Genomic DNA, 25,606 nt, shown 5'->3' with positions numbered 1-25,606 from the left:
TAGAGAGTTGGTGAAAGATTGGATATTAAAAATCAAATTGGCATATTCATAATATCTTTATAGGCTTCTGTCAGTTTGTTACGCACCTGGGTCATCGCCTGAAAAGAGAGGCTGGCCTTCTGAGCTTGAAGCATGACTTCAGACAGCTCGACATCCAAGTCACCACGTTCAAATGCCGCTTTCATATCGGCAGATTTATGTTGTTCGGTATTGACCGCATTCACGGATTGACTCAACAAATCGGCAAATTTGTCCGTCTGGGTTTCTCCGCTTTCAGCCACAGAGTTATCAACTTTACCAGGCTGAGAGGCAGCCTGCGCTGCCAGGGAACGCATTTGTAACATCAAGCTCTGTGTATCAATTGTGCTCATTCGCTTTTGAACTCCAACCACCCCTTGTAGGGGATTTCGTTATTTCTCGTTTAGGTTTTTCGCTTTCATTGCAACAGCAATTGATATGCCAATACTTTACATAAAAAGCGTCATTTTTTTGATATTCGGTTTAATTATAGTGCATCCTGCCGTTAACATTAAATTGAGTTAACGATAATAAGCAACCAAGCACCTAAAAGGCTAAGGAACATCCACCCCCTGTTCCTTTAATTTAGCCAATTTGTAACGTAACGTGCGCGGACTGATATTTAACGTTTCCGCCGTTTTTTGACGGTGTCCATTATGCTGTTTAAGCGTTTCCAGAATCAATGCCACTTCTCTGGCTTTAAGGTCTGTCGGCAAATCATTTTGCTGATCATTCAACGATATCCCAACGCTGGAAAAACCGTCTGTCATCGTCGATTGCATTTCCATGCCATCCAGTAAAATATCTTGCGGCTGAATCGTATCTCCCGACATCATCACTAAAGCCCGTTGAATGACATTATCCAATTCACGGATGTTGCCGGGCCATGAGTATTCAATCAGCCGCTTCATGGCGGGTGCCGAGATCATCGGTTCAATTCGGGTCCGGCCACAATGACGTTGCAGCAAGCGTTCGGCAATCGACGCTATATCCTTAGGCCGCTCTTTCAAAGGCGGTAAACGCATTGGAAACACATTCAGACGGTAAAACAAGTCTTCACGGAAAACGCCGTTTTGAATCGCTTGTTGCATATTCACGTTTGAGGCGCTCAAAACCCGTACATCAAGATTCACCACTTTGTGGCTACCAATACGCTCGACCTCCCTTTCTTGCAGCACACGGAGCAATTTGGCTTGCAAATCCGGCTTCATTTCTCCGATTTCATCAAGAAAAATCGTGCCATACTGGGCCTGCTCAAATTTACCAGGCATTGATTTGGCTGCTCCGGTAAACGCTCCCTTCTCGTACCCAAACAGCATCGCTTCCAACATGTTTTCCGGAATCGCTGCGCAGTTAATGGCAACAAACGGTTTATCTCTACGCTCGGAATGCGCATGAATATAGCGCGCCAGTACTTCTTTTCCGGTCCCGCTCTCTCCGCTAATAAAGACGCTTGCGTCGCTATTGGCGACTTTCTGAGCCATGGCTTTTACTTTTTGCGTCACCGGATCGGCAGCCACAAAATCGTCCTCACTGGATGCATCACGGTTGAAATAGGACTTGGCTTTCTCGACCAATACGGAGGCTTCGAATGGCTTGACAATGTAATCTACCGCTCCCAGTTTCATCGCTTCAACCGCCTGTTCAATCGTACCGTAGGCCGTCATTAGAACAATAGGCAGATAGGGCTTAATCGCCCGAATGCGGGTCATCAGCGTATACCCATCCATTCCATCCATGCGGATATCACTGAACACCATACCAATATCATCGTCCAAAGCCACCAGCGCCTCTTCTGCACTGCTAACGCTAATCACCTCAAATTCATTGAGAGTCAACGTATCGACTAGAGCTTCTTGTAACTCTTGATCATCTTCTACAATCAATATCTTAGCGATACTCATTGAATCTCCTTCGTTTCAGCGAGCGGCAAACGAATACCAAATTTAGAACCATACCCTGGAATCGATTTTACCCAGGCCTGCCCATTATGCGCTTCAGCAATGGCTCTTACAACCGCCAAACCTAAGCCCGTTCCTTTTGCACGCGACGTATAAAAAGGTTCAAATACTTTTTCCAGCTTATCGGCCTCTATGCCGGGACCTTGGTCACTGACAATAATATCGATTTGATCGTCCGCAGCTTTTTCTAAATGCACTTCAATTTTCGCGTCTTTACCAACAACATCAATCGCATTGCTAATCAGGTTCTGCAACGCAGTCGCCATCCCGTCCAGGTCACCGTTAATCGCTACCCCGGATGCATTTGAAGCAAAGGTTAACTCACTATCGGTTACTTTAACTTGGGTCTCAACCGCCTGCTTGACTCGCTCGAATAAATCAGCGATTTCAATACGGTGCACACTGCCTTTTCCACCCTTAGCATATTGCAACATATCCTTCACCAGGCCTTCCAGGTGTTTTAGGCTATGTAAGGCTTTATCGACAAACTTGGTGCGTTTTGCTTCATCAAGCTGTTCAGAATTCATCTGCGACACATAAAGCAGTGCCGATGCTAATGGGGTTCGAATTTGGTGGGCGAGAGAAGCGGCCATCTCACCCATAGAATGCAGGCGCTGATGACGGTTTATATGATCTTGCAAATGGCGCGCTGAGGTAACATCTTGAATCAAGAGAATTTTACCTAAGGTTTCATCCAGTCGCGTTTCCGATAGCTGAAAGATTTTTCCATCGTGAGTAATGAGTTCGCCAGCATCGTTGGTCGTTAAAAAAGCGTTTTTGATCACCACGTCCCAGCTTCGGCCCATCACATCTTGACCGAGAATCGCCTCTGCGCTGGCATTCACTTCAATAACCTGACCATTCTGATTCAACACTATGACACCGGCAGGCAATAATTTAAGCAACCGACCTAAGCGGTCGGCCACTTTGCGTTTTTCACGATCACTTTGCGCCAGCTGCCTCTGTAAATCAGCGACTTGTTGCTGAAGCGATTCATAAGCCTGAGTGAGTTGCAATGAAGTTTCATTGAACAGTTCAAACGCCTGTTCAAGCTCTGCCAACCTGCTTTTTTCAACTTCATTCAGCACAACAATGCTCCCCAATGGCCTCTTGACCTAATTCAACTCGTATTTACGGATTTTTTCAACCAGGGTGGTTCGGTTGGTTTGCAACAGTTTAGCCGCCTGAGAGACATTGCCGTCCGTTTGCGAGAGCGCTTTCTGGATAAGCTGAACTTCCATCTCGACCAGGTAGGATTTCAGATCTAACCCCTCTTCCAAACTTGGAACACCAAAGGCCGTGTTTTGTTCTGACCCCATAGGAGTAGAACTGTCCAAAACACCCGATTCAACCGGCCTGGCGACGTCAATAGTCTCGTCGGAAGCGGCCTCGCGATTCGGCTCTGTCTCACTTAGTACAATGTCGTTTGGATCGGTTTGAATGAGCGCCGCCGACTCAGGCAACTCCACCTGGTAACGCTGCGGCAAATCATCATAATCGACGGGTAAATCCGGGAATAAAATAGAAAGGCGTTCCGCCAGATTCCCCAACTCCCTTACATTACCCGGCCATTGATAGTGTTGAAGGGCGATCAGCGCTTTTTCAGTCAGCTGAGGCACCTGACGGCCACTTTCCTGAATCTTGTTAAACATAAATTCAAGCAGGCCAGGTATATCTTCCGGGCGCTCTCGGAGTGCCGGCATTTCAATAGGAAAGACATTCAAACGATAAAACAGGTCTTCACGGAAGGACCCTTCCGCAATATTATCTTCTAGATTTCGATGCGTCGCCGCCACCACACGGACATCACATTCAAAGCTCTTATTCCCACCAACACGCTCAAAGGTGCGCTCTTGCAGCACGCGTAACAATTTGACTTGCATTGGCAACGGCATGTCACCAATTTCATCCAAGAAAATGGTGCCTTTTTCCGCCATTTCAAAACGCCCTTTACGCGCAGTAATCGCCCCGGTAAACGCGCCCTTTTCATGTCCAAACAGCTCACTTTCCAAAAGCTCGCCTGGAATGGCACCGCAGTTAATCGGAACAAAAGCGCGGCCTGCGCGTGAAGAGGCGTTATGCAGAGTTTGGGCGACCACTTCCTTACCGGTTCCCGACTCTCCTAATATCAAGACGGTCGCATCGGTTTGAGCAACCTGTTGAATGAGTTTTTTGACTTTTTGCATGGCCGGCCCGTTGCCAACCAGAGAAGAGAAGAGTTCTTGAGACATGTACCCGTCATCTGTTCGTTGAGATTAAGTAACTTTATATACGGGTTTTTGCAGAATGTCAAAAATTTGGCATTGTTTTTAACGGGGTTTATTCACCCGTTTTATTTAAGATACTTTTTAAGCGCTGAAGTGGCTTGAGTGTTTTTTTGGAGCTCAGCGGCTAAATGCTGCTGAGCCTGTTTAATGCAGGATAATATTTTTTGATTATCCTGCATTAACTGCTCACTGATTGGCGTCAACTGATCGCCAAATTGTTCAACCGCCGCTTCTAGCTTAGGCTGCCACTGCTTATCCAAAACTTCAAACGCCTCCCAATCATGAGACAGGGCCGAATTAAGCATGTTTTTTGAATGTGCCAGCAACACTAACTTTGCTTTTTCTAAAGCGTCCATTATGCACTCATCTTTTCAATTTGCTCTTTAGACGCACGCTTAATATTTTCCGGCATCTCAGCCCAAGCCTCTTTCAGCCCCTTGAGATGACCGATCACTTCATCGATCATTTCCAGACTGTTTTGGGATGACGCTTCCAATACGCGGCGGTAACAATAGTCGTACAATGCAAATAGGTTTTCCCCGACTTCACCGCCTTTTTCCATATCCACACCCGCGCGCAAGGAATTGATAATAGCTAAACTTTTATTGGAAAACTCCGCTTTCTTAGCAAAATCGCCTTTTTCCATAAACACTTTCATCAAGGTCAAATTTTTGATAGCGCCGTCATACAGCATTTCCACCAGTTTGTGGGGCGTAGCTTCAGTCACGGCTGTTTCAACATAGTTGTTTGCATACTGCTGTACAAACTTGTTTCTCATCGCCATATTCATTATTTTTCCCTCGCTTAGCTTTTTAACCTTTAACCAGGCCTGCTGAGTCTGATTCTAATTAATTATTGTTATTGTTGTTGCTGAATGTCGCCGACAGATAATTTCTTGTCTGCTCTGTACTGGATATTATCGACTGCAAAGCAGAAAACTGAAGTTGATATTTCATCAATAAACGCTCATAACGAGCGTCAATATCATCCGACTTCTCTGAATACTTATCCATTTTGTTGTTCAAGCTATCAATTCTTTGCCCAATCAAGCCGTAATCGGAATCAAACAGGTTGCCAATAGTCTCTTCAAGCTTACTGGCAAAACCTTGCTCATAGGTGATCGTGCCGCGCGCTCCGGTCAAACCGCCGAGCACTTCAAACTGCAAACCTTGAACTTCAGCCGGGTTACCTGCGATGACCGCATAATCACTGATTTTAACCAAACGCCCATCCTCAGCATCCGCATAAGCACCGATATTAAGTGTTCCGCTTGCCGTGGTGATGGTGCCATCCACATTTTGACCAACATCAGTCAAATCGGCAGTAAACCCTGCTGAAGCAAACCCTGTAAACCCTGTTAATTCAACCGTAGAGAATGCGCCAAAACGAGATGAGGTAATCGTCATCGCATTACCATCGTTAGTCACACTCACTTGAGCACCCGCCGCTTTAACATCGGCGTTGTTATTAATGCTCGTCGCCATGGTTTGAGACAACTCATCTAATGTATAGCGCCCGGCCTGAATGGTCACCGCCGAAGCCGTTGCGTCATCAATTTTGACATTAAATGTAGCATCTGCACCACTCAAATCAATCAGGTTTTCACCTGCATAAGAGGCTTGTGAAAAGCCCTGATTATTTAAGCCGACAATATTAGACAAGGTGACAGAACCTTCCCCGGCGTTAGCGGTAATTTCAAACCGTGACTGGGCGCTATCATAAGCCACCGTGACAGGCGCACCACCAAGCTGTGACTGGATCGCTGCAGCCACCTCATCCTTACTGGCATAGGTTCCTGCTACCGCAGTCAAATCGACATTAAAGGTACCGGCGTTAGGCCCCCCCACGACATCTAAAGTAAAAGAAGCACCGGCATCAATGGTTAATGCCGCGGTACTGTCAATGACCCGATCACCAGAAAGACGCTGATCTGTGGAAAATATTGCCGCCCCACCGGTAACGGCTGCGCGCTCCGCCAATTGGGTAATGTTCAGGTCGTAATTTCCTGTTTGTGTATTGTCTCCACCGGAAATGACATTGATAAGGGGATCGCTGCTGGAACCTCCTTTAGAGAACAAACTGGAAACGGCTTGCATATCACTTGAAATAGCCGAATCCAATTTAGCACTATCGAGTACCAACTTCCCTTCACGATCAAAGCTAATACCTATATCTGTTAAGGACTGATAACTGCTGCCACTCAACATTTCCATGGCCCCAGACAGAGATTCACGCACCTGGTATTTGACCGATCGAAGCAAACTGCTTCCGGCCAAATCGCCATAGTATTGATACTCTTCAGACTCAAGCTCTTCGGCGGTAAGTTCATCGGTACTGTAACTTCCCAATTCGTCCAAGATCGTATCAAGTTGGTTATAGACATCAACAAAGCTGGTAATGGCCTCTTTAACCCCTTCCGAGTCTTGACCTACCGAAACGGCATTCATCACCCCAGGAGAAGCCGAGTTAAGCTGAAAACTAACCCCTTCAATGACCGAATCGAAGGTATTGGTAGAACTGGTCACTGTCAACCCATTTAGAACCATCACGGCATCTTGTGCCTCTGCCGTTGTGGTGAATCCAGCCGTATCAAAATCGGCTAGACCAGAAATGCTAACCTCGCCAGCTGCACCGGTTTCCTTAGAGGTAAACATCATTTGATAGCTGCCGCCGTTATTAATAATGGAGGCGGTGACACCGTAATCCCCATTATTAATCACTTTTTGCAGTCCCTCTAAAGTATTATTTGAGGCATCGACGGTGATCGAATGAGACTGTCCACCGACTTGAATGGAGAGCGTCCCGGCGGAAATTGTATCCGACGGCGAGCTATAACCCTGGTTAGCCACCAAGGTATGAGCTTGAGCAAGCTGTTTTGACTCAATTTGATACGAGGCTAAGGCCGCTGTACTCGATGCAGATACCGATACAATACCATCATTCGACGATGTGACATTTTTCTGTCCAAATGTATCGGGAGAGGATAAATCCGTTAAATAGGTATTAAACGCTTCCAGGTTTGTTTTCAGATACTTTAAAGCATCCAATTCTGTAGAAACCTTTTCCTGATTTTTTTCCAGAATTGCTCTAGGCCCCGCCACTTCAGCTTCAGCCAATACTTTAGACATATTACCAATATCAAAAGAACTGTTTGTTAAGCTTGTAAGTAACGCATTTCCAATTTCATTTGCCATAACGGGGCTCCTGGTCGATAAGATTTAAGCTGTTCACTTATTTTAGTGAATCTGTGTTTAACCAGCATAATAAATGCCATCTAACCTTTTTAGCGGCCATGACACAGATAACTTTAATAATAAAAAAATAGCAGACATAAAAAAAGCGGTCAAAGACCGCTAAACACACAAGGGAAACTAAATATCAGGCCTTTTCATCGGTAATCAGGCCCACAGGAGTAGCCATTTGTTCCAATGGCTGCTGGCGCATTTCTAAAAATTGTTTGATGTTTTTTGAAATGGCCAAAAATTCTTCAGATGGAATTTGACGAATCACTTCGCCCGTTTCGCTATTTTTGATGAAGATCACCATCCGATCCGACTCTTCATCTTTTTCAAAACGTAGATAATTGTTAAGCTTTTCAAGCTGTTGATTTAAGTTCTCAAGCAAGTTTTCCATACCTTGAGAAACCGACTTCGACTCAGCAGAATTGAAAAACTCAGCTTTTGGTCCTGCAGATTGAGAGGTCTCAGAAGCTGTTTGAACGGGTGTTTCACCATTTCGATCAACCTTATTTTGAATCGATTTTCCTGAAACATTTATTCGCTCAGCTTCTGAACCTGCCAATTTCCGAGAGGCTCCCGCTTGAAAGTTTTCCACGCCTTGTGGCGGCATAATACTAAAGTCTGCCATAACCACTCCTTGAACAATCGATATCTATATGATTTCATTGAACAAGGTGCCTGTCAAACTCTCTTTAGCGGAAGATCCACTCTGTTGCACCGAGTTCAGGTAATTTTGAATATTATGCATAATCTTCAAAGAACCTTCCGTCGGAAATTGTCTAATCACTTCATCCGTCGTTTTATCAATCACCTTAACGACCGAAGAACTGGTGCTCTCATCAATTGAAAAAGCCAACGACTGTCCCATTTGGGTCAACTGCTGGTTTAATTTTTGACTCTGAGCAACCACCTCTTCCATCGTTGTTTTAGATGAAGAAGCTTTAACGGATACTTCAGCCTGTTGCCGATTGGTCTCGCTCCCCCCGGTCGATTTAGAAGACGACTGTAAGGAGCGATCGATCGCAGCAGGTGATGTTAATGAATTAATTTCCATACCTGCTCTCCTAAACTGCGCTTAATTTTAAAGAGCGAGCTTATTTTAACGCAACAGGGAAAGAACGTTTTGCCCAGACTGGTTAGCCTGACTCAACATACTCATACCTGCCTGCTGCAGAACTTGAGTTCGAGCCAATTCAGCACTTTCTTTAGCAAAGTCTGCATCTTGAATCGCTGAACGAGCGGCATTCATGTTTTCGTTAACGTTCGTGAGGTTAGATACAGTTGATTCCAAACGGTTTTGCAACGCACCCCACTTAGCGCGGATGGTGTTCACATCACTCAACTTGGCATCGATCACCGAAATCGCGGCAGACGCATTGGCCACTGTTGTAACATCACGTGCGTCCAAACTTCCACCTAGAGCACTCACGTCAAATGTAGACACTTCGATACGGTTGTTGGCACCTTTATCCCAACCAACATGAAGGCTCACTTTTGCAACCGAACCATTCATGATATTTACACCGTTAAAGGTCGTCGTTTGACCAACACGCGTGACTTCCGCCGCCAACTGCTGGAATTCCGCATCCATTTGACTACGGTTTTCAGCCGTATAGGTTCCGTTAAGTGCCTGGACACTCAACTCACGCATACGCTGCATCATGTTTACCACTTCATCCATGGCTCCATCTTGGGTCTGCACAAAGCTGATCCCGTCGTTCGCATTTCGTACGGCCTGATCGGTACCCATGATCTGGGAAGTCATCTTATTGGTGATCGCCATCCCAGCTGCATCGTCAGCCGACTTGTTGATACGCAACCCGGACGTCAAACGTTCCATTGCAGTCGCCTGGTCACGAGAAGTCATTTCAAGGGTGCGGTTTGCGTTAATTGCGCCCATGTTTGTATTGATTACCATTGCCATGATAAATCTCCTTTTTGAGTTGTTAGCTTGAACCCTTGTGGGTTTCTAACTATATTGCACTACCTATAATTGGCAGCTTATTTAGAGCAGGGCTCTAATATATTTAAGGGTCAGGACAATTGACCTAACCCTCAAATTTTTTATTGCAACAACTGCATCACATTTTGTGACTGCTGGTTAGCTTGCGAGAGCATGCTCATTCCAGCCTGTTGCAATACTTGTGTTCTGGCTAAGTTTGCTGATTCTTTAGCGAAATCGGCATCTTGAATTCGCGAACGCGCCGCGTTCATATTTTCATTTACGTTGGACAGGTTAGAGACCGTTGATTCCAAACGATTTTGCAACGCACCCCATTTAGCGCGGATGGTGTTCACATCACTCAGCTTGGCATCGATAACCGAGATCGCGGCCGATGCGTTAGCTACCGTAGTGACATCACGGGCATCCAAACTCACCCCAAGGGCACTGACGTCAAAAGTGGAAATCTGGATCTTATTGTTTGCTCCGATATCCCACCCGGCGTGAATACTCATCGCATTAAGAGAACCGTTCATGATGTTCACACCGTTAAAAGTAGTCGTTTGACCGATACGTTGAATTTCAGCGGCCAACTCCTGGAATTCAGCATCCATTTGGTTGCGGTTTTCTGCAGTGTAGGTTCCGTTAAGTGATTGAACACCCAACTCACGCATGCGCTGCATCATGGTAACCACTTCTTCCATGGCACCGTCTTGTGTTTGCACAAATCCAATACCATCGTTTACATTTCTAATCGCTTGATCCGTACCGCGGATCTGCGTGGTCATTTTGGTTGCTACCGCTTGTCCAGCTGCATCATCAGCTGATTTGTTAATACGTAGACCAGAAGTCAAACGTTCCATACTTGTGCTTTGTTCACTGGCCGAACGATCCAAAAGACGAACTGCGTTAAGCGCACCAATATTTGTGTTAATTACCATTGCCATGATATTTCTCCCTTGCTTTATATAAGCATCTAAGTGTGTCTATGTTTTTGTTTTGGTGGCAGTGTTTCCTGCCTTCAATTAAGTTATCGACACAAAAAATTTTTCTTGACACATTTTTTTTATTTTTTTTAGCAAACATAAAAAAAGCCGCTTAAATAGCGGCTTTTCAAGGGATTCACTTCTAGTGTTTTCAACTCAATTGCTCTAACAATGCCCGTGCCGTCTGGTTGTTTGGCGAATCCACCAACACTTGGTGCAATATTTCTTTTGCTTCGTCTAACGCTTGAAGACGAATATATCGTTGAGCCAGCTGAACTTTTACCGCCTCATTTTTGGGATGATTCTGTAAATAGAGTTTAATCACTTCGATCGCCACTTGCGGGTGGCCCAATATCTCCAAGAGGCTGGCATAAGGAAGCATATAGTCGAGTGAAAAACGACACAATGCCTCTAGTAGCTCTAAAGCCTTCTCGTTCATTCTTGCCTGAGTGGCAATATCCAGCGCTCTTTTTAGGGCCTGGTGACGAATCGGCAGAAACTCAATCGCTTCAAACTGAGTCAAGGCGGCCTGCCCTTCTGCTTTTAAGGTCAACTGCATCGCAGACACATATTGCTTTAGGTCATCCAGCCCTGTCAGGCCTGTAATCGACTCCAGATGCCCCAGAATAGATTCCAGCTCCTGAAAATCCTTATCCTCAAAGGCTTTATCTGCTCTTCGCAATAAGAGAGGCAGGTTTTCACTACTTTCCTTAAGAGAAGCCAGTTGCTGAGTCTGCTCTTGCTCAACTTCCTGCTGAAAGAGCGATTTTTCTTTTTCCAAAACAGCTTGTTCCGCTTCAGATAAGGTCGCTAAACGACTTGGATTCCATTTCTCCCACAACAGAGCTCTGCCATATTCTGCACAGGCCTCCCACTGTTCGTGCAAATCCATAGGCGAATCGCCTTTAAGCTCACGCACTCTAAGATCTACTCGATCGACCGCTTTTTTCAGCGCTTCCAAAAAGAGTTCGGAGGCTCTGCTGATACCATTGAAAAAGCTTTCGAGCTGTTCCGTAATATCGGACTGCGCCATCTCAAGTTCATTTTCAATGGGCTTGAAGTTATTGGTCAGGGTACTTTGCTCATAGTGGAACAGCATATCCCCGTCATCGCCGATCAACTTGAACACTTGGTTTTTGCTTTTATGGATTTTCTTAGACGCCTTCAGGTTTTCTTGGCCGTTATCGTCATACAACTTCGATATGGTTTTCAACGACTCTTTACCGACTTTAGACAACTCATGGAAGCGCTTCTGCTGCTTTTGCAGCTCTTTCTTGGTTTCATTCAGCTTTTTAAGACGCTCGGCCGGTTCAATCGACAAGTTCTGTCGCATCAACTCAATTTCAAACGCAATACTCTCTCCCGAGAGAACTAACTCGGAGGGCGCTACATATTGAACATTTTGAATTCTGGCCGAATCCAAACCTAAAGTCACAAACTGAAGTGACGGCTTTTGTTGCAAATACAAAGAGACTTGCTGTTCCAGCATCTCTCTACTCGCCGCGTACATTGGCTGGGTCTCGCTCACAGTGCCGGCATTGGTTTCCACTTTCTGCGCGTCGGCAAACACATACTTTCCACCCACTTTCGCTTCCGCACTGCCAGACTCGAAGGCCTGCGTTCCCACGAAACATAAATCGACACCGGAAAAAATAATGGTGTTACAGCCCAGTTCGACCGCGATGTTGGTTGCGGTATTCATCACATTCGGACCCGGTGAGGAAACATTCGGTTCTTCTCCTGCACTCCACGGGTAACGGTCTTTGAGATAGGTGCTGACTCCCGTCCATTGTGACAACAAGCGAGGATTAATATGATGACTGTGTATCAGCAGACTTTCTTCAGCAAAACTGAAGATGCCTTTAGAGTTGTCAAAACTGACATCATGCGGATCCACTGAAACAAAAATATCGACCTTAATCCCTTCTTTTAAAAGGCGTTTCGCAATACGCGCAGCGGCAAAGATCACCACTTTCTGCTGATTTTCCTTAATCCACTCAATCGCTTGATCGAGTGTCGGCCCACCGCCTAGAATCAAAGCGGTCGCCCCTTCCAACTGGTTTCTTACCACACTTAAAGGCACCAAGTTATCGGCAATGTTATCCAATTGCGCATCAATAAAGGGCTTTGAGTTTAATGAGATCAGTTCCTGGCGAATGAAATGGCCATAGCGTTCTTCGTAATAGTTGGCTAACGTCTTATACGCTGGCTGCTGCGCATCCTGTACGGCCAGGGAACGAATCAAAGAGACTTTTTGGCGGATCACATAAGGCATGAAATGGACCGCCAACTGATCGAAATCAAACGGGTCCGCGTAAATCTGCACCTGATCACTGATTGATGAAGGTTCAAGCTCCAAATGCTCAAAGGCATTGGCGTAATCAATGAAGATAAAAAAGCTGTTTTTCGGAAGCGTATCCAGAGAAGTCAAATAACGGTAAAAAAGCCCGGAGTCGGAACCGACGATAATATTAAGGCGATCCTCTTCTTCTAGAATCTCTGGATAGTAACGCTGATAAACGGATTCCGCCGAGTGGTCTGCAAAGGTGTCATGGTTAATCGCTTGAAAATAGGCTTCTCCAAACTGGTTTGTCGTTAACTGTCCAAAATCGAATTCCATGCTTCCCCTTTCTCTCATCATCTCGTTATTTAATTTTTCGCGGCCATTTTCAAGTAGGCTTCCACCTGAAAAATATCGGCCAGTTCATCCACATCCGTACCCGATACCGAACTCATTTTGTAAAGTTCCGTTTCCCCTTCAATGACAAAGTTGCCTTTTTCTCTCAGCCATTGCGGAGTGACGATATACAGCGCGCCGTTAATCGCATAATAGTGGTTCTGATAATCTTGACGGCGTGACACATATTGATCGGGTTTGGCCAAGAACTGCCAACCATCGCCTTGTTGATGCAGACACTTATAAGGGTGCTCAATCATCTCGTGCACACTGACCATGGAAACACTCTGGCGTTCCATAAACTGAATCAGAGCGTCATCAATCTCTTGCTCGGTTCTCAATGGCGAGGTCGGCTGCAATAACACCAAAATATCCGGCAGCTCCCCTTGCTCTTCTAGCCAGTCCAATGCATCCAAAACCACATCAATGGTCGTCGCCTCATCGGTTGCCAAATGTTGCGGGCGCACATAACGGGTATCCACCCCACTACGGTGTGCATAATTGAGAATTTCGCTGTCTTCCGTTGACATCATTATGTCTGTGATAAAGTCACTTTTTTTGGCGGCATCAAACGTATATTGCAGCAACGGCTTGCCCATGATCGGATACAGATTTTTTTTGGGAATGCCTTTTGACCCCCCACGCGCTGGCACCAGCCCTAATATCTTCTTTGCGCTTTTCATACTCAGTAAAAAGCTCCTTTAACGCTTGGTAAAATGCACATCATAATCGGCCTGGGCCTGCTCAAAGTCGGGCATCTGCCCAATATCCATCCAATATTCGGTAATCGGGAAACCACCCACATTTTCTTGATCAGCCAATAATTCATCGATCAACGTCGGCATATCGTAAAAGGTGTTGTTTGGCACCTTTTTAAGCGCTTCTGGCGACAAAGCATAAATACCCGCATTGACAAAATAGCGGTAAACCGGTTTCTCAACAATTTGCGAAACGGCCGCGCCTTCAAGCTCTACCACACCATAAGGCACCTGCTGCGAATACTCGCGCACACAGGCGGTGGCTAAATTTTCGTGTTCCTCATGAAAATTCAACAGCGATCGCAAATCAACTTTAGTCAACAGATCACCATTCATCACAATAAACGGATGTCGGGGCTGATCTTCAATCAAGCTCAAAGCACCGGCCGTGCCCAAGCGTTCGTTCTCTTCAATATAGTGAATCCGAATCCCCCAACGCTCGCCATTGCCAAAATAGGCGCGTATCTGTTCACCCAGATAATTAATGCAAAAATAAAATTCGGTAAATCCCTGCTCGGCAATGTGGCTGACAATGGTTTCCAAAATCGGACGGTCGCCGACCTTCAGCATCGGCTTGGGTACCGTTTCCGTCAGCGGGCGCAAACGCATCCCCATCCCGCCCAACATCAATACCACCGGGTTTTGACATTTCTGTAGAGCCTGCTTGCCATAATAGAGACCAACGATTTTACGGTTGGCATCCAAAATCGGCAGATGGCGCAAGGCTTTCTCAAGGAGGATTTTGCGCCAGGCGGTTTCGCTGTCGGTATTCAAACCAGCCACCGGCTGCTTGTTCATGGCCAAACTGACCGGGCTGTGAAGGGTTTCGCCTCGCAACAGCGCACGACGCACATCACCATCGGTGAGGGTTCCAACCAGAGTCTGGTCATCCGCCACCACCAATACAATTTGCAGTGATGCGCGATCCAAAACACTCAACGCCGTACGAATATCGTCGCTCTCTTTAACCGCGACTTCACGCCAATCAAATAGCTGCATCTAAATCATCCAGTAAGGTATCAATAATGGTCTTCACCGCTAGTGAAGGATCCGGCAAATGCTGTTTTGCTTTGATCCACAGCCGTTTTTGCACGTCCGGATTCAAGCCTTCGTCAAAAACCGTCAGAATTTCATCTTCTGTATCGGCCGAAAGCAGTAAACCTTCACTGATCAACGGCATTTCCGTTAATCCGCTGTATCTCTGCCACCATTCAATCATGTTGGGGTCAAACCATAGATAAACACTGCTGTTAAACGGCTGAGCCGACATCTCATTGAGATAAAGATTGTCAAACCCGCAGGTTGAGAACACACTGACCACCAGGTCACTCATGCATAAACTTTCAACAATGTCTGCGGATTGATCAAGCAATAATCGCTCCGAAAACGCATCACTGAACAACTGCCAGGTTTTATCAAACAGTTCCTGAGATTCTTTTGGGTGCGGTCGATACATCAGTTTAAACGGTCTCGACCACTTTGTAAGCTGGCGAACCATTGCTTCCAAGGTGGTGAAATAGCCTTCTACCTCTAAAATTGGCTGACCGTAAAAGCTGACCAGAATTTCATCCTTCTTGAGCAGGCCTGTTCGTTTTTGATCGCGGAGTTTAAGAACGTCATACCCTTTGAAGTCGGCATGTTTGATCGAACCGATCGCAATGGAACGAATTTGCGGATAACGCTGTTCGGTGAGTCGAACCGCCTCGTCATCCAATACGAAAGCATGTTTTGGCACCGCACCTGAAAGCTGGTTGATATCACCCCAGAAACTTTGCAGCGCATAACTTTCTATGCCTTGATCCTGCGCCACTTTCAGGGTCGCTTCATCCACACCGATATCGGGCCCGGAAATGCCACATAACACCGCATCGGGTTTGAAAGCGTCAATGACGGCTTTGACTTTTTGCTGTTTCAGCTCAAGGCTCGATTGAGGGAAAAATTCATCCAACTGCGGATAAACGGCCATGAGCATGTCAGAGGCAGGCGCTTGCGCCAGAACTTTGATCTCAAAACCGTGATGTTTGATAAGTTGCGGAATCAGAATTTGAAAAGAGACTGCCGTCGCAGGATCCCGTGCAGTAATTAACAGCTTGATGCGCTTTCGGCAGCTCGACATAAAATGCTTTGTAAAAGAGTTCGCTTATGGTCAGCTAGCTTATACAAAAACACGAACTTTTTCCACTCATTCGCTAAGGGGATTTGCTGATGCCGCGCCGATTCGATCAAAATCAACAACGCCCGCACCGCAAGCGCCTGTAACAAGTCGGCAGCATGCTCAGGATGATTAAAACGATTGTGATGCATCCGGTAGTAGGCCTGAAGAAAGGCTTCGCCCAAAACCTGATGCTCCCGATGGTTATGAGTCAGGACAAAACGCTCCAAGACAAACGCCAAATCTTTCATCGGGGAAAACCAGGCGGTCAAACTGTCTTCCAAATCCAGAAACACGCACTCCCGCTCGGTAAACCACACATTCCCCATATTCAGATCGCCGTGAACCATCTGGGCATCTTCCACCAAGACGTCCAAACTGTCTTCGGGATATCGATATAAAATTTCCTTAACTTCCTCAGGCAGATCAGCGTTATCGTGCCTTACCTCCTTTAAACGCGCTTTCAATCCATTATGTCGGCACGTGCCTGACTGTTCGACTGCGTGTTGATCGGGATAGTCGGCCAACGCCAAATGCAGTTTGGCTAAAGCTTCACCGAGTTGTTGCATATCGGTGATCGATGCCGAACCGAAACGTCCGTTCAGATAGCGGTAGCTAAGAAGGTGGGCCTCGGAATTCAGTTGCCAGCCCGGCGCATTCTGCAGTAGGCTGACCCCCATTCCCTGCTGATTCAGCCAGCCTGCCACCTCGTTGGCTTGAATCAATCTATCGGCCTGTTGCGCTGTCACCACTTTAAGAAAATGGTCAAAGCCTTCACCTACCACACGAAAAAAACCATAGGGTATTGGATGATGAGTCTGCAATTTCAGCAGTTGAAACGGTTGTGAATAGTGATCGTGCAACACGGCAAACAAATCTGACCAGGCCTGTTCAGTTTTTGCTTCTTGATCCAAGTCGAACGCTTGCCAGTCAAGCTCGGGAGGATGAAATCCCAAAAAGGCAGGCGCATCCGGCAACCAAAAGTCTGTCGCCATGTTAGCTTCCGTTAAACTGGATATCCGGCCAGTCGATCACTTCGCCCGCCTTGACCGGACGCGTCATGCAATGCCCGACCACCTCCGACCAATATTCGGTTTTAATGCCTTTGGCCGGGAAAGCGAAATGGACCGTCTCGACCGAAACAATATCGCCGGGCTGCAAATCCTGTTTGGCCACCAGCCCCATCCGCGAGACATATTTTTCACGCTTGCGATCCAGGTGACGTATTCCGTTACCCAACGCGTCAGCGATATTATGGATTTTGCCCAATACGGATTTCACCTGACTCACCGGCATCGCATGGCCGCCGTCCTGTTCGTTGCCCATGTCATCGGGGCACACCCCTTTTTCCAATACCAGTGCGCCCATCGCGGTGGCCGCATAGAGCATCTCTTCGCCACCGTGATGATCCGACAGGCCGTAAGGCACGCCCAAACTGTGCCCCAAAGTCTGCATAAACTTGAGATTATGCATCTGCGGCGGATTCGGCGGCCCCGGTGGGCTGTGCTCGACTAAAATATCGGTCGCCCCTTGATCCGTCGCCCAGTTCACTGCCCGCGCCGCCTCTTCCAGCGAGGTATGACCGGTGTCGAAAATCGTCGGCAATCCCAGCGTCGCGATGTATTCAATCAATGGCTGATGCGTCACGTTCGATGACGCTATTTTGATCGCCTTGCAGCCGATCTGCTTGGCAAAATCGGCGCCTTCAAAATCGTATACCGACACCACGACATCCATACCTTTACGTTGCGCATAACGGAAAAGCGTCTCGTAGGCCGAAAGCGGCAAGACTTTGCGTTCAATCAGTGCGCGGTAATTTTCTTCGACGACTTGGCCATCTTTGTGGCCCCAATAACGTTCGTTTCCGGACAGGTGGGCATCCAGGCAAATTTCCGCCGTTTGCAGAATTTCGCCTTTGATCGTGGTCACTCCGGCCTCGGCCAAAGAGTCCACCAACGCCTCGGCCTGCTGCATATCCTGATTGAAATAGGTGCCAATATCGGGCAAAAACAGCGGACGGCCGGAGGTTTGAATCTGTTGCCAATAACCGCAAGTTGTTTCACTCATAGCTGCTCCTTACACCAGGCCTGTTCAGTTTTCGAACGCTTAAATCTTTAAAAAGGCTTCGATCAAGCGCAAGCCCGGTTCACCCGATTTTTCGGGATGAAACTGGCAGCCGAACAGATTATCGCGCTGCACCGCAGCGCTAATTCTGTGGCCGCCAAAATCAAATACCGCCAATTGATCCTGGGGATCGGACACATCGGCAAAATAGGAATGCACAAAATAAAACGCATTGTTTTCCGCGACCTGATCGAACAGGGTGCCGTCCCACGCTACCTGATTGGGTTCCACCTTGGCCCAACCCATGTGCGGTATGGTCATGGCTTCATCGTTAACGCCCAGTTGTGGCAGTTGCTTGACGCGCCCGGGAAGAAGTTTCAAACCTTCGGTTTCCACAAACTCTTCACCCGCTTCCAGCATCATCTGCATGCCCAGACAAATTCCCAGAAACGGCTTGTTCTGAGCCGCTTGCTGAATCGCTTCCACCAACTCCTGTTTCTGTAACTGCGCCATGGCTTCGGGAAACGCCCCGACGCCTGGGAACACCAAACGGTCGGACTGCAACACCACCTCCGGCGTAGTGGCAATCTCTACTTGCGCGCCTTGGTGCTCAAACGCGCGCTGCACATTGAGCAAATTGCCGGCACCGTAATCGATTAATGTGACTTTGCCGCTCATGCGATCGCCTCCTCGGCCCGGACATTCAAGCCGTTTTGGCGGCACGCTTCTCGAATCCCCGCGACCGTATCGCGTTCATAATGCAGAATATCGGCCATGGCAATCGCGTCCGCTCCGGCGTCTACCGCGTCAACGCCATCCATCGCCTGCCCCATGCCGCCGGAAGCGATCACCGGTACGTTCACCTGACTGGAAACCGCCTCAATCAGCTCCAAATCATAACCTTTGCGGCCGCCTTCACGGTCCACCGACGTCAACAACACCTCCCCAGCGCCCAGTTCCACGGCCTGTTTGACCCATTCAACCACGTCCAAACCGGTGTGTTCGCGCCCGTTATCGGTAAACGCCAGCCACTTGCCTTCACTCTGCTTAATCGCCTCGACCGACAGCACCACACATTGCGAACCGAAAGTATTCGCCATCTCGGTAATCAGTTCGGGCCGCGCGACCGCCGCGGTATTGATCGCCACCTTATCGGCTCCGGAACGCAGAATTTCACGCGCATCGTCCACCGAGCGAATGCCGCCGCCTACCGTAATCGGAATAAACACCGACTTGACGGTTTCCTTGACGATTTCGGTCAGATTATTGCGCCCATAAAGCGACGCCACCGCGTCCATATACAGCAGCTCGTCGGCGCCCTGCTCGTAATACTTTCGCGCATACTCATTCGGATTGCCGATCTTGCGCAAGCCTTCCAGCTTCACGCCTTTAATCAGATTGGGGCCTTTAATATCAAGACGGGGAATTAGACGGATCATTTTTTCTTATTTTATGTTATTAAACATAAACCTTAAAATTGCTTCACTACGAACATAGCCGGAATAGAATTTGTAAATATCTGAAATCAGAAATAACGAAATTCTTAATATAAAAAAGGATAAAATAATATTTACACTACCTTCAATAATTTTTAGTCTAACTTCCTCGTTATTTCCACTTTCAGGCATATTGAGTCCTTGGTACGCCATATATAAGCTAACTATCGCAATCAGAAGCTCCAAAGAAAACAATTTAGACATATTGTACTTTGCTTGCTTAAACTTAAGCTCATGCCTTTCTTTGTAAAAATCATAAGCTATCTTAAAATCAACATTTTTCGTTTGAAAACAATCCATCAATTTGTCTTGTAAATGCCTATCTACTGCCTCTGTATTTACATAACTTTTTAGAAAAAGAATATTACGATCAGTGAACCACGTAATCAGTTCAATAACTAACAATGCCACTATTGAAATCACTACTGAAGCAGTGAAAAAGTTTAGGTTATACACATCATTTGTAAGCGACCAGTCAATACTTAATCCAATAATAGCTGGAAAATAAAGAATACCCAGCCATAAGTTAAAATAAGCTAACGCTCCTCGTTCTTCCAGTACATCTTTGTTTGGCGATAAGCTAACCTGACTTTCCAGTTCCTCAACTAATTGTTTCATCAACTAACCTTTACTACTTCCAAACCGTATGACGCTGTACCCAAATACCGTTCTCTTTTTTCCATAGATGGGGTGAACGGAAGGTGTCGGTCAGAGTATCGAAATACTCGCGATCCATAATCGGCTGTTCAAACATTTTTGAGGCAATCGGGAACTCTTTTTCCGGGATCGACAGGTATTGGAAAATCTCTTCGGCGAAGCGTTCCGGAAATTCCATATCAAAACGTTTCACCAGGGCTACGCCCTCTTCACGTTCAATATCGCCGGAACGGATCTCTTGCGCCGCATCGTAGGTGGCACGCCCGATTCCGAACTTGACACCGGTGGTGTAGTAGTGGAAGTCGTCGATCTTGTCGTCGATGGAGTTGTATTTGGAATAGGTGCCCGGAGTACGTTCCGGTGAAGCCTCGAAACCGCCATGCTCATGCGCGTAGTAGTAACAGCTTTGCGGGTGCCATTTCAGGTAGTAACCCAAATAGTGCACTTCCACGCCGGTCTCTTTCAATTTTTCCGGATCGGCGGGCATATAAGGGTCCAAATCCGCTTTGGTCAGTCCAAAATCCTCTTTCAAAGATTTAATCGATACCCCGCCGATATTGATGTCGGCTTCGTCGGTCATGGTGAAATACTGCCAGTCGCGCTGCGCTTTTTCGGTATCGCCTTTCGGGTTACCATATTCAGCCTCGTTTTCACCAAAGAACACCAACGGAATATTCATCATCGCCGCCATTTTCGGTGCCAAAGCTTTCTGACCGATCATAAACGCCTGGAACGGGTGAAACAGTTTCTCGACCGACAGACGCGTCAACAGACGGTGCACGCGACCGTTCGGTGTCATCAACTGATTATCGAACCCGGCGTGAATCCAGCGCTGGAAATTGCGCCAGCCCCATTCGGTATAAATGTGCGGCGCCCAGGTCACGGTAAACGGGTGCATGCCGTATTTTTCTTTGAGAATGTGCGACGCATAAAAACTGTCTTTCCCGCCGGAACCGGGCAGCAGGCAATCATAGGAGCCATCCTTGGAGCGGTGTTGGTCACACAGCGCCATCAACTCTTCTTCACGCATCCCCCAATCGATGGTGTGCTCTTTTTCTTCGGCGACACGGCAGGCGTCACACACCCCCTCTTCATCAAAGTGAATGGTGGCCTTTTTGGAGTCCTTGGTGTGCTTGTACTCCACCGCCGAATTTGGGCGCTGGTTGGAAATGGTACATTTTTTACAGAACTTCACTTCCCTGGGGAGGCCGTATTTGGTTTCAAGCTGATCTTCAGGAAGTTCAAATTTGGATAAATCGACCGGTTGGGGTTTCGGGATTAGAAAGCTCATGGATATCCTTGTTGTTATTTTTTGCTTTTTAGGCGACCGCTTCTGTTGGCAAGTCGTCTTGTAAATGGGTCTTTAATGTTTGTTATATCGGCTAAAACCGTTCAATCTTAAGGCCTATCTTCCATGTCCAAATCATAAAACGGCTTGTTTTTCAGTGCTGAAAAATCGGTTTTTGCCAATTGTTCGACAATCAGCTCCGCCGATTCGCCCTGCCCGTAAACACTGGGCTTGGTCTGACTCAAAGCCTGATGCGCTTCACTCGTCGCCTGCTGGATCGCGGCGATGATCTCTTCACGACTTTCACCGCAATCGATAATGGATGGCGCTCTTAAGCGCCCTTGCTGGCGGGAACCGATATTGACCGTGGCCACCCCCATTGCCGGCGCTTCGATAATGCCGCTGGAGGAGTTGCCCAGAACCAGAGAGGCCTGCTGCATGACGCTCAGATAGCGCAACGATCCCAGCGACGTCACCAGCTTGACCTTGGCCGTGGTGTTTTGTGACCAGAGTTTAATCTCCTGATGCAGCGCCTCACCCTGTGCGTCGGCATTGGGTGCCGTCCAGATAATCGCCGCCTGCGGAAAGGCTTCGATCGCGGCAAACAGTTGGTGAACCGCCTCAATGCCTGCGGCTTCCCCCCAAGTGACCGGATGATAGGTTACCAAAAAAAGGGGGCCGTTCCAGGTAAAATCCAGATCGGCTTGCAGGGTTTCTTTATCCATTAATGTGGTGTGATGAATCACATCCAAACCCGGCGCCCCGACATTAAAGACACGATCCGGCTGTTCCCCCATTTGGATCATACGCTGACGGTAGGGTTCGGCGGCGGCAAAATGCAAAGTTGCCATTTTGGTGATCGCATGGCGGATCGCTTCATCCACCGCACCTTCGGTAACCTCACCGCCATGAATGTGCGCAATCGGAATATTCATCAGCAGCGCCGTTTGCGCGGCAGCGAGAATCTCATAGCGATCCCCCAAAATCAACAACAGTTCCGGCTTCAAATCTCGAAATACGTCTGCAAATCCGATCACGCCCTGCCCCACCGACTGGGCCACTGCATGTTCATCATCTCCGACTGCCAGCATCGGAACCCGTGCATCCACGGTAAAACCGTCCGCCAAAATTTGATGGATGGTCATGCCGTGTTTCTCAGACAGGTGCGCGGCACAAGCCACCACCTGCAATGTCAGCGCCGGATGCAGACCAATCTGTTTCATGATTCGGCTCAGCAAGCCATATTCCGCGCGGGTACCGGTGACCACACAGACCTTTTTACCGGATGCAGTCGGGCTGGTTTCAGACATCAATCCCCTCCCCCAACTGATAATCCTTGCTGGCCACCTTGCCAATCAATTGATCCCACTGCTGCGCAAAACACCCTTGATCACTGCGTTTAAGGGTTAAATTACTTTCTCTAAACACCTCGCCAGCGGAAATGTCACGAGCCGCCACAATACGCTTACGCGCGACACTGCGGTTGCCCTGCTCAGAAGCGGAAGCGACCTTGTCGCCGCTGCCCATCGCCAATTCAATATGGCGAATGGCTTGGACCATCTGCTTCAGCTCGTGCGGTTCCAGACTCGCTTTATGATCCGGGCCGGGCATATTTCGATCCAAGGTAAAGTGCTTTTCAATCACACTCGCACCCAATGCAGCGGCGGCGATCGGCACCTCTATGCCCGGGGAGTGGTCGGACAGGCCTGTTGAGACTTGAAAACGCTGCTGCAGCGTATTCATGGCACGTAAGTTCACATCTTCATAGGGCGTCGGGTAAGCGGTATTGGCATGTAAAACGGTTAAATTGGATTTGGACAGGCCTGCCTGAAACAACGTCTCAATCGCCAGCGCCACCTCTTCGAGATTGCCCATACCGGTCGACAGAATGGTGGGTTGATTGAAAGCGGCGATCTTGCGCAAATAGGGAATCGACAACAACTCGCCGGAAGGAATTTTCCAGCGTTGCATGCCCAGTTGATGCAGAAAAACAATACTGTCGTCGTCAAACGGCGTGGACATGAATTCAATGCCGCGCTCTGCGCAGCAATCAAACAAAACCTGATGATCCTGCTCGCTGAGTTCCAAGCGCTTGAGCATGGCGAACTGACTTTCCTTCACCCCGGTATTTTCGCTTTGGTAGTCGGCCTGTTGCGCACTTTCGGTTACCAGGTTTTCGGTCTTGAAGGTCTGAAATTTGACCGCATCCGCCCCGGCCTCAACCGCGGCATCCACCAGTTGTTTTGCCAATTCCAAAGAGCCATTATGATTCACCCCGGCTTCGGCAATCACAAACACTGTCATTTCACCACTCCCGAAAACACGCCTGCTTCGGTGATGTCGGACAACACCGTGCTGTTGGCGCCAATGACCACCTTATCCGCAATCGTCACGCCCTGTTTGATGACCGCGCCACTGCCGACAAAACATGCGTGGCCGAGCGTGACGCCGCCGTTGATTTTACAACCGGTAGAAAGATGAGTGTGCGCACCGACAACCGCATCGTGCTCGACCAGTGTCTGAGAATTAACGATGCCGTTTTCACCAATCTGCGCATACGCATTGACTAAGGCCTGGTGCATGACAATCGTGCCCTCGCCCAGCCGTGCGGTTGCAGAAACGTAAGCCAAGGGGGAAATAATCGTTGGCAAAACCGCGCCGAGATGTTTTAACTCTTGAAACAATCGGCTGCGAACCGACGCATTTTTTAGCTGGCCCACCGTAATCAGACAGTGTGGTGTGTGTTGAATCAGATCGGGCAAGTCAGCGTCGTCACCGATGATCGGATAAGGCATTTTTGCATCCGGCACCGCTCCTTTTGCTTCGACAATGCCGACGATGTCGTAAAGCCCAGTGCTTTCGACCACATCAATGCAGGCTCGACAGTGCCCTCCGCCGCCAATCAGAAGTAATGGTGTTTTTGCCATCTCAGCCATGACACCTCACTCCGCTGGGTAAATTGACGACGCGTTCCGCTAACCACTCGGTATTCGGCATCTCACTGTGTAAGCAATCGGCATAAATATCGAGTTGATGCATCGGCGTCCATAAAGGACGCGTTTGAATGCCGGCCTCATTCGTCCTTTGTAAAAACGCATCTCGCTCTACCGCCTGTTTGACAATCAGACCATTTAACCAATAGTTGGGTTGGCTCGGTGCCAATCCCTGCAAACTCAACAGGCCTGGGTGTTTGGCGATTTCGTTTTGATAATGTTGAGCCAAAGCGTGTTTCTCGGCGAGAAAAGCGTCCAGCTGCGCCATTTGCGCCACCCCTAATGCCGCATTGAGATTGGGCAGTCGCAGGTTATAGGCAATCTCATCGTGTTCAAACCGCCAGGCATGCGGCACTTTGGCGGTGGTGCTCAAGTGCTTGGCATGCCGCGCCAATGCGTCATCATTGGTAATTAACATGCCACCACCACCGGTGGTCAGAATCTTATTACCGTTGAAACTGAACACGCCCAGATCACCGAACGTACCGGTATGTTTGCCTCGATAAAAACTGCCTAAACTCTCCGCCGCATCTTCAACCAGTTTTATCTTGAACCCGTCACACACATCCACAAGACGATCAATCTCCGCCGGGAAGCCCAGGGTGTGCATCGGCACGCAAGCCCTAACGACTCGTCCGCTGCTCTCATGAATGCAAAGGCCATCCTTTACAACGGTCTGCTCATGCAAGAACGCTTGTAATACGTCGGCAGACAAGCCGTAGGACGCAGCATCGATATCCAGAAACACCGGCTCGGCGCCCAGCATTTTGATAGCATTGGCCGTCGCGACAAAGGTCAACGATTGTGTCAATACCAGGTCACCGGGCTGCACGCCCGCCACTTTTAACGCTAAAAACAGACCCATGGTTCCGTTGACCACCGCCACCGCATGTTTGGCGCCGGTGTAGTGGACAAACGCTTCCTCAAATTGGCTGACATATTCCCCGACCGAGGAGACAAAGGTGCTGTCAATGCAGTCGGTGACCAGGCGTTTTTCTTCGCCACCAAAACAGGGGGCGTGCAATGGAATAAAATGATCGGTCTGATAATGCGCACGAATTTGCGCAATCAAAGAATCGGTGTAATCCTGCGCGTGCGTTGTCATTGA

At 48.0% G+C, this 25,606-nt stretch carries 25 protein-coding genes; all 25 read right to left on the bottom strand.

The features are described 5' to 3' along the window. Positions 1–32: 32 nt before the first annotated feature. The 25 genes from fliE to QCB44_RS02695 all read right to left on the bottom strand — a co-directional run bounded on the left by fliE (position 33) and on the right by QCB44_RS02695 (position 25,603). Positions 33–371, bottom strand: coding sequence for a flagellar hook-basal body complex protein FliE (gene fliE, locus QCB44_RS02815; RefSeq protein WP_279407812.1), 339 nt, complete (start codon positions 369–371; stop codon positions 33–35). A gap of 201 nt (positions 372–572) precedes the next feature. Continuing rightward, entirely contained in the window at positions 573–1,922 is a 1,350-nt protein-coding gene (locus QCB44_RS02810) for a sigma-54 dependent transcriptional regulator (RefSeq protein WP_279407811.1), read from the bottom strand. Next, complete coding sequence (locus QCB44_RS02805) at positions 1,919–3,067, bottom strand: ATP-binding protein (protein WP_279407810.1); 1,149 nt, start codon at positions 3,065–3,067, stop codon at positions 1,919–1,921. The genes QCB44_RS02810 and QCB44_RS02805 overlap by 4 nt, the downstream gene beginning before the upstream one ends. 27 nt (positions 3,068–3,094) lie before the next feature. Then, the gene (locus tag QCB44_RS02800; protein WP_279407809.1) at positions 3,095–4,210 is read right to left on the bottom strand and encodes a sigma-54 dependent transcriptional regulator; all 1,116 of its coding nucleotides are present in this window, start codon (positions 4,208–4,210) and stop codon (positions 3,095–3,097) included. 101 nt (positions 4,211–4,311) lie between these two features. Next, positions 4,312–4,602 carry a hypothetical protein gene (locus QCB44_RS02795; protein WP_279407808.1) on the bottom strand — a complete coding sequence of 97 codons (291 nt, stop codon included), beginning with the start codon at positions 4,600–4,602 and terminating at the stop codon, positions 4,312–4,314. After that, positions 4,602–5,036, bottom strand: coding sequence for a flagellar export chaperone FliS (gene fliS, locus QCB44_RS02790; RefSeq protein ID WP_279407807.1), 435 nt, complete (start codon positions 5,034–5,036; stop codon positions 4,602–4,604). Before fliS ends, QCB44_RS02795 begins: the two co-directional genes overlap by 1 nt. A gap of 58 nt (positions 5,037–5,094) precedes the next feature. After that, positions 5,095–7,440 (bottom strand): flagellar filament capping protein FliD, encoded by a 2,346-nt coding sequence (fliD, locus tag QCB44_RS02785; RefSeq protein WP_279407806.1) that lies wholly within the window; start codon positions 7,438–7,440, stop codon positions 5,095–5,097. A 184-nt stretch (positions 7,441–7,624) separates the two neighbouring features. After that, positions 7,625–8,113 carry a flagellar protein FlaG gene (locus QCB44_RS02780; RefSeq protein ID WP_279407805.1) on the bottom strand — a complete coding sequence of 163 codons (489 nt, stop codon included), beginning with the start codon at positions 8,111–8,113 and terminating at the stop codon, positions 7,625–7,627. A gap of 24 nt (positions 8,114–8,137) precedes the next feature. Beyond that, positions 8,138–8,539: a flagellar protein FlaG gene (locus QCB44_RS02775; RefSeq protein ID WP_279407804.1), complete on the bottom strand. Its 402-nt coding sequence runs from the start codon at positions 8,537–8,539 to the stop codon at positions 8,138–8,140. Positions 8,540–8,584: 45 nt separating this feature from the next. Continuing rightward, on the bottom strand, positions 8,585–9,409 hold the full coding sequence (locus tag QCB44_RS02770; RefSeq protein ID WP_279407803.1) for a flagellin: 825 nt from the start codon (positions 9,407–9,409) through the stop codon (positions 8,585–8,587). Positions 9,410–9,549: 140 nt separating this feature from the next. Further along, complete coding sequence (locus tag QCB44_RS02765; RefSeq protein WP_279407802.1) at positions 9,550–10,374, bottom strand: flagellin; 825 nt, start codon at positions 10,372–10,374, stop codon at positions 9,550–9,552. Positions 10,375–10,564: 190 nt separating this feature from the next. Next, complete coding sequence (locus QCB44_RS02760) at positions 10,565–13,033, bottom strand: 6-hydroxymethylpterin diphosphokinase MptE-like protein (RefSeq protein ID WP_279407801.1); 2,469 nt, start codon at positions 13,031–13,033, stop codon at positions 10,565–10,567. 29 nt (positions 13,034–13,062) lie between these two features. Continuing rightward, positions 13,063–13,773 (bottom strand): acylneuraminate cytidylyltransferase family protein, encoded by a 711-nt coding sequence (locus QCB44_RS02755; protein ID WP_279407800.1) that lies wholly within the window; start codon positions 13,771–13,773, stop codon positions 13,063–13,065. Positions 13,774–13,791: 18 nt separating this feature from the next. After that, entirely contained in the window at positions 13,792–14,847 is a 1,056-nt protein-coding gene (locus QCB44_RS02750) for a nucleotidyltransferase family protein (protein WP_279407799.1), read from the bottom strand. Then, a complete protein-coding gene (locus tag QCB44_RS02745; RefSeq protein ID WP_279407798.1) occupies positions 14,834–15,964 on the bottom strand; it encodes a hypothetical protein in 1,131 nt (376 codons plus the stop codon). Before QCB44_RS02745 ends, QCB44_RS02750 begins: the two co-directional genes overlap by 14 nt. Then, complete coding sequence (locus QCB44_RS02740; protein ID WP_279407797.1) at positions 15,931–16,995, bottom strand: phosphotransferase; 1,065 nt, start codon at positions 16,993–16,995, stop codon at positions 15,931–15,933. The genes QCB44_RS02745 and QCB44_RS02740 overlap by 34 nt, the downstream gene beginning before the upstream one ends. 1 nt (position 16,996) lies before the next feature. Next, positions 16,997–18,067, bottom strand: a complete 1,071-nt coding sequence (locus QCB44_RS02735) for an N-acetylneuraminate synthase family protein (protein WP_279407796.1) — start codon at positions 18,065–18,067, stop codon at positions 16,997–16,999. 39 nt (positions 18,068–18,106) lie between these two features. Beyond that, entirely contained in the window at positions 18,107–18,742 is a 636-nt protein-coding gene (gene hisH, locus QCB44_RS02730; RefSeq protein ID WP_279407795.1) for an imidazole glycerol phosphate synthase subunit HisH, read from the bottom strand. Next, complete coding sequence (locus QCB44_RS02725) at positions 18,739–19,503, bottom strand: imidazole glycerol phosphate synthase cyclase subunit (protein ID WP_279407794.1); 765 nt, start codon at positions 19,501–19,503, stop codon at positions 18,739–18,741. Before QCB44_RS02725 ends, hisH begins: the two co-directional genes overlap by 4 nt. Positions 19,504–19,509: 6 nt before the next feature. Continuing rightward, positions 19,510–20,178, bottom strand: a complete 669-nt coding sequence (locus tag QCB44_RS02720) for a hypothetical protein (RefSeq protein WP_279407793.1) — start codon at positions 20,176–20,178, stop codon at positions 19,510–19,512. 13 nt (positions 20,179–20,191) lie between these two features. Then, positions 20,192–21,508 carry an N-acetyl sugar amidotransferase gene (locus QCB44_RS02715; RefSeq protein WP_279407792.1) on the bottom strand — a complete coding sequence of 439 codons (1,317 nt, stop codon included), beginning with the start codon at positions 21,506–21,508 and terminating at the stop codon, positions 20,192–20,194. A gap of 107 nt (positions 21,509–21,615) precedes the next feature. Continuing rightward, positions 21,616–22,815, bottom strand: a complete 1,200-nt coding sequence (gene neuC / locus QCB44_RS02710) for a UDP-N-acetylglucosamine 2-epimerase (protein ID WP_279407791.1) — start codon at positions 22,813–22,815, stop codon at positions 21,616–21,618. After that, positions 22,808–23,809 (bottom strand): N-acetylneuraminate synthase, encoded by a 1,002-nt coding sequence (gene neuB, locus QCB44_RS02705; protein ID WP_279407790.1) that lies wholly within the window; start codon positions 23,807–23,809, stop codon positions 22,808–22,810. The genes neuC and neuB overlap by 8 nt, the downstream gene beginning before the upstream one ends. Continuing rightward, the gene (locus QCB44_RS02700) at positions 23,806–24,441 is read right to left on the bottom strand and encodes an acetyltransferase (protein ID WP_279407789.1); all 636 of its coding nucleotides are present in this window, start codon (positions 24,439–24,441) and stop codon (positions 23,806–23,808) included. The genes neuB and QCB44_RS02700 overlap by 4 nt, the downstream gene beginning before the upstream one ends. Then, positions 24,434–25,603 (bottom strand): LegC family aminotransferase, encoded by a 1,170-nt coding sequence (locus QCB44_RS02695; RefSeq protein WP_279407788.1) that lies wholly within the window; start codon positions 25,601–25,603, stop codon positions 24,434–24,436. Before QCB44_RS02695 ends, QCB44_RS02700 begins: the two co-directional genes overlap by 8 nt. Positions 25,604–25,606 lie beyond the last annotated feature (3 nt).

The organism is Thiomicrorhabdus sp. zzn3, assembly GCF_029767755.1.
Lineage (GTDB): Bacteria > Pseudomonadota > Gammaproteobacteria > Thiomicrospirales > Thiomicrospiraceae > Thiomicrorhabdus.
The sequence above is the reverse complement of the archived record's forward strand: the minus strand, read 5'-3'. Positions and strand labels throughout refer to the sequence as shown.

Bases quoted from the DNA above. Each gene is read 5' to 3' on its own strand.
- fliE (WP_279407812.1), bottom strand. From the start codon at position 371: ATGAGCACAATTGATACACAGAGCTTGATGTTACAAATGCGTTCCCTG.
- QCB44_RS02810 (WP_279407811.1), bottom strand. From the start codon at position 1,922: ATGAGTATCGCTAAGATATTGATTGTAGAAGATGATCAAGAGTTACAA.
- QCB44_RS02800 (WP_279407809.1), bottom strand. From the start codon at position 4,210: ATGTCTCAAGAACTCTTCTCTTCTCTGGTTGGCAACGGGCCGGCCATG.
- QCB44_RS02795 (WP_279407808.1), bottom strand. From the start codon at position 4,602: ATGGACGCTTTAGAAAAAGCAAAGTTAGTGTTGCTGGCACATTCAAAA.
- fliS (WP_279407807.1), bottom strand. From the start codon at position 5,036: ATGAATATGGCGATGAGAAACAAGTTTGTACAGCAGTATGCAAACAAC.
- fliD (WP_279407806.1), bottom strand. From the start codon at position 7,440: ATGGCAAATGAAATTGGAAATGCGTTACTTACAAGCTTAACAAACAGT.
- QCB44_RS02780 (WP_279407805.1), bottom strand. From the start codon at position 8,113: ATGGCAGACTTTAGTATTATGCCGCCACAAGGCGTGGAAAACTTTCAA.
- QCB44_RS02775 (WP_279407804.1), bottom strand. From the start codon at position 8,539: ATGGAAATTAATTCATTAACATCACCTGCTGCGATCGATCGCTCCTTA.
- QCB44_RS02770 (WP_279407803.1), bottom strand. From the start codon at position 9,409: ATGGCAATGGTAATCAATACAAACATGGGCGCAATTAACGCAAACCGC.
- QCB44_RS02765 (WP_279407802.1), bottom strand. From the start codon at position 10,374: ATGGCAATGGTAATTAACACAAATATTGGTGCGCTTAACGCAGTTCGT.
- QCB44_RS02760 (WP_279407801.1), bottom strand. From the start codon at position 13,033: ATGGAATTCGATTTTGGACAGTTAACGACAAACCAGTTTGGAGAAGCC.
- QCB44_RS02755 (WP_279407800.1), bottom strand. From the start codon at position 13,773: ATGAAAAGCGCAAAGAAGATATTAGGGCTGGTGCCAGCGCGTGGGGGG.
- QCB44_RS02750 (WP_279407799.1), bottom strand. From the start codon at position 14,847: ATGCAGCTATTTGATTGGCGTGAAGTCGCGGTTAAAGAGAGCGACGAT.
- QCB44_RS02745 (WP_279407798.1), bottom strand. From the start codon at position 15,964: ATGTCGAGCTGCCGAAAGCGCATCAAGCTGTTAATTACTGCACGGGAT.
- QCB44_RS02740 (WP_279407797.1), bottom strand. From the start codon at position 16,995: ATGGCGACAGACTTTTGGTTGCCGGATGCGCCTGCCTTTTTGGGATTT.
- QCB44_RS02735 (WP_279407796.1), bottom strand. From the start codon at position 18,067: ATGAGTGAAACAACTTGCGGTTATTGGCAACAGATTCAAACCTCCGGC.
- hisH (WP_279407795.1), bottom strand. From the start codon at position 18,742: ATGAGCGGCAAAGTCACATTAATCGATTACGGTGCCGGCAATTTGCTC.
- QCB44_RS02725 (WP_279407794.1), bottom strand. From the start codon at position 19,503: ATGATCCGTCTAATTCCCCGTCTTGATATTAAAGGCCCCAATCTGATT.
- QCB44_RS02720 (WP_279407793.1), bottom strand. From the start codon at position 20,178: ATGAAACAATTAGTTGAGGAACTGGAAAGTCAGGTTAGCTTATCGCCA.
- QCB44_RS02715 (WP_279407792.1), bottom strand. From the start codon at position 21,508: ATGAGCTTTCTAATCCCGAAACCCCAACCGGTCGATTTATCCAAATTT.
- neuC (WP_279407791.1), bottom strand. From the start codon at position 22,815: ATGTCTGAAACCAGCCCGACTGCATCCGGTAAAAAGGTCTGTGTGGTC.
- neuB (WP_279407790.1), bottom strand. From the start codon at position 23,809: ATGACAGTGTTTGTGATTGCCGAAGCCGGGGTGAATCATAATGGCTCT.
- QCB44_RS02700 (WP_279407789.1), bottom strand. From the start codon at position 24,441: ATGGCTGAGATGGCAAAAACACCATTACTTCTGATTGGCGGCGGAGGG.
- QCB44_RS02695 (WP_279407788.1), bottom strand. From the start codon at position 25,603: ATGACAACGCACGCGCAGGATTACACCGATTCTTTGATTGCGCAAATT.